The 7,261-nt window shown below is 64.3% G+C and carries 5 protein-coding genes and 1 pseudogene; 2 read left to right on the plus strand and 4 right to left on the minus strand.

Annotated features, from left to right (window positions below; translation table 11 throughout):
• Nucleotides 1–4: 4 nt before the first annotated feature.
• Genes tssC through VF649_RS09550 form a run of 3 tightly spaced genes read right to left on the minus strand, consistent with a single transcriptional unit; the run spans nucleotide 5 to nucleotide 3,159 of the window.
• Nucleotides 5–1,510: a type VI secretion system contractile sheath large subunit gene (tssC, locus tag VF649_RS09540; RefSeq protein WP_331011727.1), complete on the minus strand. Its 1,506-nt coding sequence runs from the start codon at nucleotides 1,508–1,510 to the stop codon at nucleotides 5–7.
• 3 nt (nucleotides 1,511–1,513) lie between these two features.
• Nucleotides 1,514–2,023, minus strand: a complete 510-nt coding sequence (gene tssB, locus VF649_RS09545; RefSeq protein WP_331011728.1) for a type VI secretion system contractile sheath small subunit — start codon at nucleotides 2,021–2,023, stop codon at nucleotides 1,514–1,516.
• Nucleotides 2,024–2,034: 11 nt separating this feature from the next.
• Nucleotides 2,035–3,159 carry an ImpA family type VI secretion system protein gene (locus tag VF649_RS09550; RefSeq protein WP_331011729.1) on the minus strand — a complete coding sequence of 375 codons (1,125 nt, stop codon included), beginning with the start codon at nucleotides 3,157–3,159 and terminating at the stop codon, nucleotides 2,035–2,037.
• A 133-nt stretch (nucleotides 3,160–3,292) separates the two neighbouring features.
• Here VF649_RS09550 and VF649_RS09555 point away from each other — a divergent pair, with 133 nt between their 5' ends.
• A complete protein-coding gene (locus tag VF649_RS09555) occupies nucleotides 3,293–5,254 on the plus strand; it encodes a protein kinase domain-containing protein (RefSeq protein WP_331011730.1) in 1,962 nt (653 codons plus the stop codon).
• A gap of 87 nt (nucleotides 5,255–5,341) precedes the next feature.
• Here VF649_RS09555 and VF649_RS09560 read toward each other — a convergent pair whose 3' ends face one another.
• Nucleotides 5,342–6,091, minus strand: coding sequence for a LysM domain-containing protein (locus tag VF649_RS09560; protein ID WP_331011731.1), 750 nt, complete (start codon nucleotides 6,089–6,091; stop codon nucleotides 5,342–5,344).
• 331 nt (nucleotides 6,092–6,422) lie between these two features.
• On the opposite strand from VF649_RS09560, the pseudogene VF649_RS09565 reads away from it, so the two are divergent.
• Nucleotides 6,423–7,095: pseudogene (locus VF649_RS09565) on the plus strand (transposase); the annotation flags it as partial.
• Between the last annotated feature and the right edge of the window lie 166 nt (nucleotides 7,096–7,261).

Genomic DNA, 7,261 nt, shown 5'->3' on the forward strand with positions numbered 1-7,261 from the left:
TGCATCAGGACTTCTGCGGAATACGCGCTACCAGCCGCAACGATGCGGTCAACTCCTCCATCTGCAACCAGGGGCGAAGATAGGCGACAGCGTTATAGCTGCCCGGCGCGCCGGGGACCGCCGTCACCTCCACCCGACCTTCGCGCAGCGGGAATTTGGCGCGGATCTCCTGACCGCCACCCTCGGCCGCATTGACATAGTTCAGGATCCAGCGGTTCAGCCAGGACGAGACATCGTCGATCTCCATGAAGGAACCGATCTTGTCGCGCGCCATGACCTTCAGATAATGGGCGAAGCGCGAGCTGGCCATGATGTAGGGCAGGCGTGCGGAGATAGCGGCGTTCTCGGTCGCTTCCGGCCGATCATATTTCTTCGGTTTCTGCGTCGTTTGCGCACCGAAGAACACCGCATAATCGGTGTTCTTATAATGCGACAGCGGCAGGAATCCGAGATCGGACAGCTCCTTTTCCCGGCGCGAGGTAATCGCGATTTCGGTTGGGCATTGTTCGGACAGGTCGCCATCGTCCGACACGAATTGATGCGTCGGCAGATCGGAAACTTTGCCGCCGCCCTCCGCCCCGCGGATCGCGGTGGTCCAACCGGTTTCGGAAAAAGCGGCGTTCATCTTGGTCGCCAGCGCGTAGGCGGCGTTCATCCAGCAATAATCGTCATGCGCCATCGCGCGCGGCGCGCCGTCGGCGGCGATCGGTGCTTCTTCATAATTGAAGGAGTCGACCGACCGGGTTTCCGATCCGTAAGGCTGGCGTGCGAGGACGCGCGGCATGGTCAGCGTGACGAAGCGCGCGTCTTCCGTGTCGCGGAAGCCGCGCCATTTCGCATATTCCGTCGCCTGGAATTTTTCGGCCAGATCACGCGGCTTGGATAGCTCCTCAAAATTCTCGAACCCGAACATCTGCGGCCCCGCAGCCGATATGAACGGTGCGAACGCCGCGGCCGCAACACCGGAAATGTTGCGCAGCAGTTCTATATCCTCCTGACCGGCACCGAAATAATAGTCGCCGATCAGCGCGCTATAGGGCTCGCCACCGGGGGTACCGAATTCATTCTCGTAGATCTTCTTGAACAGCGTGCTCTGGTCGAACTCGACCGCCTTTTCAAGATCGCGCGCCAGATCCTTCTTGCTGGCGTTGATGACCCGGATCTTGAGATCGCGCCCGGTCTCGCTGTTCATGACCAGATAGTGCAGCCCGCGCCACGTGCCTTCCAGCGTGCGGAACTTCTCGGAATGCATGATCGCCGCGAGTTGGGTCGACAGTTGCCGATCGATCGCGTCGATCGCATCGCGCATCGTCACGGTCAGGTTCTTGGAGAAGCTGACCGTGCCTTCCAACGCCTGATCGGTCAGCGCACGCAACAGCGCCTCGACCTGATCCGGCTCGGTCTGGCGGGTGGCGCCGATCGCCTGATCGAGCAGGCTCTTGCCGTCGGCATAGTGGGTGGTGGTCGTACCCGCGGTCGCGCCCGGGGCGGCGATGCTGTTATCGGCCATGGATCATTCCTTTCCCGGAGCAGACGTACCCAATTCGGCACGCAGCGCGGCAAGCTGGGTCTCGTCCTGCAGGATCGATTCGAGCAGGGTTTCGAGCTGTTCCGAACTGTCCGCCTTCGACATCAGGTCGCGCAGCTTGTTGCGGGTTTCGAGCAGCTTGCGCAGCGGTTCGACCTGATTGACGACGCGACCGGGTTCGAAATCCTCGATCGATTCGAATTTCAGGTCTACCGCCAGTTCGCTGCCGTCACCCTTCAGCGTATTGTCGACGCGCATGCGGAGGCCGGGCGATATGCGGCGCATGACCTGATCGAAATTGTCACGGTCGATCTGGATGAACTTGCGTTCTTTCAATGGCTTGAGCGGCTCGGTCGGATCACCCGAGAAATCGCCCATCACGCCGACGACGAACGGCAGTTCCTTGACCTCGGCCGCGCCTTCGGTTTCGACATCATAGGTGATGTGGACGCGGGGCTTGCGTACCCGCTTCAGCTTGTCATGGACGCTCTGCATTGGTCGTTCCCCTAGTAGGAGTCAGTATCGTCGCGGCTGGTCTTGATGCCGGCGCGGAGCAGGAACATGGTCCGCTGCTCCGACGACGGCAGAAGCTCCGCCATCAACATATCAAGTGGCAGGTTGGCGCGTCGCACGACTTCTCGCAAGCTCGATCCGGTCAGCGATTGCGGTTCGGTGCGTTCGAAGAAGGCCGCAATCTCGGACAAGGTCGCCAGCGCGGTCGCACGATCATGCGCAGGATCGGCCCGTTTCGGCGCCTGCGCCACCGGAGTATCATCGCCTTGCGGCGTTACGGGCGTCTCCGCGGCATCATTGTCCGCAGGCGCCGGGCGGCCATGTTCGCGCAATAGGCCGAGCGCGGCCTCTAGCGGTTGCGCGACCTGCGATCCGAAGCGGCCGAGGCTGGTACGTTCGTCGATCGCTCCCATCAGCCGGTCGAGTTCGACCAAAGAGGCTTCCAATGCCGTGATGATCGCGCGCATGAAGGCCGGCGTGGCCCGTGCGATATCGTCGCCGATCGCCGAGATCGTCTTGTTGCGGCGATCCATCAACTGCTCGCGCATTTCCGGATCGTCGTGGCGGACCGTGACCGCGCGCGCGACCTCCGCCGTCCAGAGCGCCGGTGGCGGATCGCCGACGTCCGACAGCGGCAGCAGCTTGATGGGCTGCAGCAGGAGCGGCTGATCCCCACGACCGAACAGGCCGAACAAGGCCGCAAGTCGGGTTTCCACCCCGTCCTCATCCTCAACCGGATAGAGGCCGGCATCCCAGAACTGCTCGATCAGCCCCGCCATCAGCGCAAAGCCGGAGGCGATGCCTGCAAAGGAATCGGTTCGGAGCCAAGCTTCGGCGATCCAGGATGCGACCTGCAGATCCTTCGAAAACGTGGTGATATACCGCGTGCCGTCGTCGATCACGGCAACCCAATGACGCAGGCCAGCCTGGAGCGGCGCGAGCGTAGGGTCGCCCGCCGCAATCGCCTCGCGCTCCGCCCCGCGTGCGGTGGCGCGCAGATCCTTCAGCCGCAGATAGAGTTCCGCATTCGGTCCGCCGCCACGCGGATCCGCGCCGACGCCGGTCGCATCATCGGCGATCGGGATCAGCATCGCGGCAATTCCGTAGCGGTCGTCCAACGCCGTCGCACCTCAGCGAATATCCGATGGGCAAGTCGCTATCCAGTTGATCCGGCGCGGTCAACCCGCGAGCCTAGTCAGCGGCATGGCGATCTGGTAGCCGAAAATCATCGCTGGAGAAGGGGTCGAGCGGTTGCTGGAACTGGTCGGACGATACCGCATACAGGAACAGATCGGCGAGGGCGCCATGGCCGATGTCTATCGCGCCTATGATCCCCACATCTCGCGTCCGCTGGCGATCAAGGTGCTGAAGGCGGAATATCGCCAGGACCGCGAATATGCCGTGCGGTTCCTGCGGGAGGCGCAGGCGGCGGGCGCGCTGTCGCATCCCGGGATCGTCACGGTGTTCGACGTGGGCGAGATCGACGGATATCCGTTCATCGTCATGGAATTGCTGGACGGTGAACCGCTGTCCGAAGTGATGAAGCGGGGTGCGGTGACACCGGCGGAGACGATGCACATCGGGGTGCAACTGGCCGATGCGCTGCATTACGCACATGCGCAGGGCGTCGTGCACCGCGACGTAAAGCCGTCCAACATCATATTGTCGCCCGATCGCAAGACGATCAAGCTGCTGGATTTCGGGATTGCGCGCGTGGCCGAGGCCGATCCGCTGTTCGAGCGGGAGAGCCTGAAGACGCAGATCGGCCAGATCGTCGGGACGCCGCGTTACATGAGCCCGGAACAGGCGATGGGCCGGGATCTCGACGGGCGCAGCGACATCTTTTCCGTTGGCGTCGTACTGTATGAACTGGCATCGGGGCAGCGGGCGTTTCCGGGCGCGAGCGCAGCGACGCTGACCGCACAGATCGCGCATGCCGACCCGGCGCCGCTGTCCGAAATTGCCCCGGAAACGCCGCGCGGGTTGCAGTTCATCATCCAGAAGGCGATGGCCAAGCAGCCGGCGATGCGCTTCGCCGATGGGCGGCGGCTGGCGGATGCGCTGCGGCTGGAGCTATCGGTCAGCAAGGCCGTGTCGGCGGAAGCAGCGGCGCGGCGCAGCTATCTGCCGCTTCAGGTGCGACTGACGCTGATCCTGGCGCTGATCACCAGCATCGTGCTGGCGATCGCAGTCGGCACGGTGCTGGTGCGACAGCGGCAGGCGATGGAGCAGGTCGCGCTGACGGCGGGTAGCGCGGTGTCGGCATTCGTTGCGAACAATGCCGCATTGCGTGCCGCGGACAATGCGACACTGCCGCCCGACCGCCAGGACTGGGTACCCGTGGAGGCGTTCGTGCAGAGCGCATCGACAGACCCGAACGTGCGCCATATCATCGTTGCGGATGCGGGCGGGATCGTGCGGGCCGCCACGGACCCGGCACTGGTCGGCAAACCCTATCGCGCGGCGACCGGAGAACCGATCGTCGCCCGGCGCGGCATGATCCAGATCAGCACCACTGGGAGCCGCAGCTACCGTTTCGTGCGGCCGATCCTGTATGCAGGGCAGGGGTTCGGGAAGGTCGATGTCGGCGTGAGCAAGGCGGAACTAGAATCCGCGCTCAACCTGTCGAAATGGATGCTGCTGTTGCTGGCGGTGGTGACGATCGGCGCGGTGGCAGGCGGCACTTTCCTGACCGCGCGGCTGCTGGCACAGCCGATCCGCCGGTTGCGGTCGGCCTTGTTGGAAGTCGCACGCGGCAATCTCGACTTCCGGATTTCGCATCATCGGCGGGACGAATTTGGCGAGCTGTTCGATGGTGTCAACATGGTGGCGCAATCGATGGAGGAACGACTGAATTCTGCCGAAGCGCTGTTGATGGAGGAGGTGGTGCAAACGCCAGGACCGGCGTCGGTCGCGCTGTCGACATCGCCGGTAACCGGTCCGAGCGCGGTGGTGCCTGACCGGCCGGTCCCGCCTTTGCCGCCGCAAGAGGACGATCCACTTTCGGGAACGCAGATCGCCATGCCGGCGGACGCCACCGGACCCCGCGTCGAACCCCCGGCCGCGCAACCGGTGTTGGTGGTGCAGGCCCAGTCTGAGCCTGAGCCTGAGCCTGAGCCTGAGCCTGAGGCGGTCGCCTCGCCGTCGGCCAAGACCTGGCCGCACGACGAGGACGAGGATCATACCCTGGTGGGGCCGGGGGACTATCGCTAAGGCCGGACCGGTCCGGTTATATCCCAATCCACCCGGGGCTGGTGTCCTGGGCTTTGCTGCAAGACCAGTTCCTCGAAACGCCGCACCCTATTGGCGGCTGTTGACGGTGGACTGGATGCGGCGGGCACGGTCGAGGTCGGCGGCAATGGCGGCGTTGGCCGGGTCGAGCGCGGCGGCACGTTGTAGCAAGCCGACGGCGCGGCCGATCGAACCGGCCGCCATCTGTTCCAGTCCCGCACGGCGCAGGCGAGCGGCACGGGCGGGATCAGCGCGCGGCGCCTCGGCCGCGGGTGGCGGCGTTCCTTCGGCCGTACCGGGCGCGATCCCGCCGCGTGGCGGCCGCGGGCGGCGCGGTTCGCGGATGACGGCCGGCGCGCGCGGGCGGCCCGGGATCATGATCGTCTGCCCCGGTTGCAGCGAGGATGGCACGGCGATGCCGTTGTACCGGGCCAGACCGTAAAATCTGGATCCGGCGCCCAGATATCGCGAGGCGAGGATCGGAAAGGTCTCGCCGGGCTTGACCTCATACGCGAAGCTGTCGCTGCCGTAGAGTGTCTTGGCGTCGGCCTGAACCTGCTGGAGCAGATCGGCCGCGACCTTGTTGTCCGGATAGTCCGACATCAGGCGCAGGATTTCGATCCGCGCCTGATCCGCGCGTCCGGCATTCAGCAGATCATAAATCAGCGCGGTGCGCTGCGCCGCGCTGAGACCCGGCGTCGCGACCAGAATGGCCGGGGCCGGCGGCGGCGTGGACAGCGCGATCGGGACGGACGGCGGAGCGGGCAGCGTCACCTTGCCGCCGCCGCCGCAGGCCGACAACCCACATGCGAGCAGCAAGATCGCCGGGCCACGACCGACCCGTGCCCAGGCGGGGCGAGCTGAACAAGCAGAAGCCGAAGTCATATCCACCATCTTGATCCCCAAGTGCGATGTGCAATCCGTCACCGCTTCGAACGCCATTCCGGAACACCGTGGCCGCGAACCTAAAGGACGGACGCACCGCCGGGAAGATGGTGACCTGTGATCAGGTGAATATCCCGCTTTAGAGCGGTTTCTTCCGGCTGTGAGTCAATCGGGGATTCCTATGAAGGTGCGGATCTTGAAGGTGCGGATCTGATTCAGGGTGCTGGTTGGGTGGAGGTCAGTATGGATGTGCAAGCCGTTATGAATCGATCTGCGTTTGCGGGCACTGGCCGCGGTTGATGAAGGGGTGAACTGCCGGGCTGCGGCGAAGCGGTTCCGAGAGTCGGCCTCTACGGTGATCCGCTGGCACGACCAGCGTCGCCACACTGGCGGCTATGCCGCCAAGCCGCAGGGCGCGACACACGGTCGCTCCGTATCATGGTTCTGGCGCTGCACGCCGCACGCCTTGACATCACGCTGGACGAGTTACCGCGCGAACTGGGCGTAGCGGGCGTGACGGTGGCGATTTCGATGCTGCACCGGCATGGGATCGCGCGCAAAAAAGATCGCTCATGCCAGCAGGACCGCCCTGACGTCCTGAGCCAGTTCGAGGCATGGATCGAAGGGCAACTCAATCTCGATGCCCAGCGGCTGGTCTTCATCGACGAGACGTGCACAGCCACCAATATGACACGCAGCCACGGCCGCTGCCGCCGGAGCGAGCGGCTGCGGATGGGCTACCCACACGGGCATCGCAAGACGACCACGCTGGTTGCCGGGCTGCGCATGACCGGGATGGTCGCGCCGATGGCACTCGACTGGCCGATCAACGGCAACTGGTCCGAAGCCTATGTTAGTCAGGTCCTCATGCCCGATCTCCGCCCCAGCGATTAGTGATTATGGACAATCTATTTAGCCACAAGCGCGACAGCGTGCGCGTGCTGATCAGGCGTCGGGCGCCCGCCTAGAGGCTGTTATGGACTTGGAAGCGGGTGTGATTCATCCAGTATTGGATGAGCATTTTCCGCAAGCCGTATCCGTCTGACGTCAGCGCCGAGGAGTGGTCGCTGGTCGCGCCGTACCTGCTTTTGCAGCGTGAAGATG

It is taken from the genome of Sphingomonas sp., from assembly GCF_036387535.1.
Classification (GTDB): domain Bacteria; phylum Pseudomonadota; class Alphaproteobacteria; order Sphingomonadales; family Sphingomonadaceae; genus Sphingomonas_R.

Bases quoted from the DNA above. Each gene is read 5' to 3' on its own strand.
- tssC (WP_331011727.1), bottom strand. From the start codon at position 1,510: ATGGCCGATAACAGCATCGCCGCCCCGGGCGCGACCGCGGGTACGACC.
- tssB (WP_331011728.1), bottom strand. From the start codon at position 2,023: ATGCAGAGCGTCCATGACAAGCTGAAGCGGGTACGCAAGCCCCGCGTC.